The sequence below is a fragment of the Brevundimonas sp. genome (assembly GCF_016463485.1).
In the GTDB taxonomy this organism is placed as follows: Bacteria; Pseudomonadota; Alphaproteobacteria; order Caulobacterales; family Caulobacteraceae; genus Brevundimonas.
On record NZ_JAEMRD010000237.1, the window covers coordinates 1 to 2,723 of the forward strand.

Here is a 2,723-nt window from a genome sequence, read left to right on the forward strand (position 1 = left end):
GTCGAAATGGTATTCCCAGACCTTCTCCAGCAGCATGGTGCGGGTCACCGACTGGTTGGCGTGACGCATCAGGAACTCCAGCAGCTGGAACTCGCGCGGCTGGAGGTCGATCTCGGTGGTGCCGCGATGCACGGTGCGGGCGATCAGGTTCATCTCCAGGTCACCGACCTTGAGCACGGTCTGGACCCCGCCGGTCTCGCGACGGCGCGACAGGGCCTCGACCCGGGCGACCAGTTCGGCGAAGGCATAGGGCTTGACCAGATAGTCGTCGCCGCCGGCCTTCAGGCCTGTGATCCGGTCCTCGACCTCGCCGAGCGCCGAAAGGAACAGGACCGGCGTCTGGTCGCCGTCCTTGCGCAGGGTCTCGACCATGCCGATCCCGTCCAGGCGCGGCATCATCCGGTCCACGACATAGACGTCATAGCCACCGCGCTGGGCCTCGAGCAGGCCATAGGCGCCATCGACCGCATGGGCGACCTCGTGTCCCGCCTCGGTCAGGCCCCGGACCATCGCCGTCGCCGCCTCGGCGTCGTCCTCGACCACCAGAATCTTCATGGCTCGCCCCTCACTGAATCAATTCGCCGCCGATGCTAGCGCATCGGCGGCGATTACGTGAGTTAGCGATTATTCAGGCTTGGGAAGCGGCAGGACGGCGGTCACCGTGCCACGGGGCGTCCACACCAGCATGAACACGCCAGGCCGGCCAGCTTCCTTGGCGGCCGCGACCACCGCCTCAAGATCGGCAGCGGACGTCACAGCGCGGTTGTTCGCGCGCGTGATGACGGACCCGACCGGAAGGCCGAGGGTTGCCGCGCCGGTGCCGGGCGTGACGCGGGTCACGACGACGCCTTCCACTGTGGTCGGTATGCCGTATCGCTCGCGAAGAGCCGGGGTGATGGCGGAGACGCCGGCACCTTCGACCACCGTTCCGCCGTCGGCTGACGGCGGCTGGCCGAACGGGGTCGCTCCGTCCTCGTTCTCGGCGTTCAGTTCGTCTTCTGGTGGGCGAGTGCCGGACCGGACTGTCAGGGTCTGACGACGACCGTCGCGGACGACCTCGATGCGGATGTTGTCATTCGGTTTGGCGCGGCCCACCTGGCGAGTGATGTCGGTCCCGTTCTCGACCGCTTCACCGTTCACCGACACGATGTAGTCGCCGACACGGACGCCGCCGCGCGCGGCAGGGCCATCCGGGCTGACCGTTTCGACCAAGCCGCCCTTGAACTCCTTGGATTCGCCCAGGGCTTCCCACTGATCCGGCGAAAGGCTGCGGATGCCCACGCCGATATAGCCGCGCTGAATGGCCTGGCCCCGCATGAGCTGATCGGTGATGGCCTTGGCCGTGGCCGCCGGAATGGCGAAACCGATGCCAACGGAACCGCCCGTGGGCGAGAAGATCGCAGAGTTTACCCCAATCACACGGCCGTAGATGTCGAAGGTCGGACCGCCCGAGTTGCCCCGGTTGATGGCCGCGTCGATCTGGAGGTAGTCATTGTAGCCGGTCGGATCGATGTCGCGGGCCTTGGCCGACACGATGCCGGCCGTCGCCGTACCGCCCAGGCCGAAGGGATTGCCCACGGCCACGACCCAGTCACCCACACGAGGTTCGGCCGATTCCTCGAAGCTGACGAACTTGAAGTCCGAACCCTCGACCTTGATGACGGCCAGATCCGTGCCCTGATCGCGACCCACCAGGGTGGCGTCCAGGGTGCGGCCGTCGCTCATTTTAACCTTGATTGACTTGGCGTTGGCCACGACGTGATTGTTGGTGACGATGAAGCCGTCCGCCGAGATGAAGAAGCCCGATCCGGCACCCTGAGCCAGCTCCGGTTCCGCGTCGGGGTTCGCGGGCTGTCCTTGTGGGCCGGGAATGACGAAGCCCGGCATTCCGGGAATCTGGAACCCCTGCATGCCCTGCGGGCGCTCGACGGGGGTCTCGACCTCGATCTGAACCACGGCGGGGGCGACCTGCTGGACGATGTCGGCGAAGCTGAGAGGCGCCCCCTGGGGTGGGGCGAAGGCCAGGCCGGAAGCGCCGGCCGAGGCGACGATCTGGCCAGGGCGGGTTTCGGCATAGGCTCCCGGCCAGGAAATGACGCCCCCGGCGGTGGCGCCCGCGGCGACCAGCAGGCCGCAGGCGGCCCCCAGAATGAACTCCTTGCGCTTCAGCATCGTCGTTTAGCGATCCTCTTGTCGGCGTCTTCGCGACGCCGTTCCGCGTTGAGATATAGAGCCGTTCCGCAAAGAGCCAAGCCAGGCTCAGTCCGAAGGCGGAACGATGGTTGATCCCGCCTGACGCCCGTCGTGGGGCGGGTTTGCGTCCGTATCGGGGCGAACATCCCCGTGCGCGAGAAGTTCGGCCAGTTCGGTCTCTTCCTCGAACGAAAGAGGGGCCGAGGTCTCTGGCTGGCGGCGCGACAGGGCCCGCCAGCCGAACAGGCCTCCGATCAGCAGCACGGCCAGGGCCGGCCCGAACCACAGGAGCCAGGTCGCCGTGTTCACCGGCGGCTTGAACAGGATGAAATCGCCCCAGCGCCGCACCAGGTCGGCGCGGACGGCGTCGTCGCTGGATCCCGAGGCGATCTCCTCGCGCACCAGACGGCGCATATCGGCGGCGATCCCGGCGGGGGAATCGGCGATCGACTCATGCTGGCAGACGACGCAGCGGACCTCCTCGAACAGGGCCTGGGCACGGGCCTCCTGGGCGGGGGAGGCCCGTGCCC

Annotated in this window: 3 protein-coding genes; all 3 read right to left on the reverse strand. The window is 67.4% G+C overall.

Features of this window, described 5'->3' with window-relative positions; translation table 11 throughout:
* Positions 1 to 555, reverse strand: a 555-nt coding sequence (locus JHC99_RS18380) for a response regulator transcription factor (protein ID WP_292156136.1), incomplete at its 3' end; no start/stop codon positions are given.
* Between the two features lie 69 nt (positions 556 to 624).
* Entirely contained in the window at positions 625 to 2,172 is a 1,548-nt protein-coding gene (locus JHC99_RS18385) for a trypsin-like peptidase domain-containing protein (protein ID WP_292156137.1), read from the reverse strand.
* An 87-nt stretch (positions 2,173 to 2,259) separates the two neighbouring features.
* A partial coding sequence (locus JHC99_RS18390; RefSeq protein ID WP_292156138.1) for a cytochrome c-type biogenesis protein occupies positions 2,260 to 2,723 on the reverse strand: 464 nt, incomplete at its 5' end.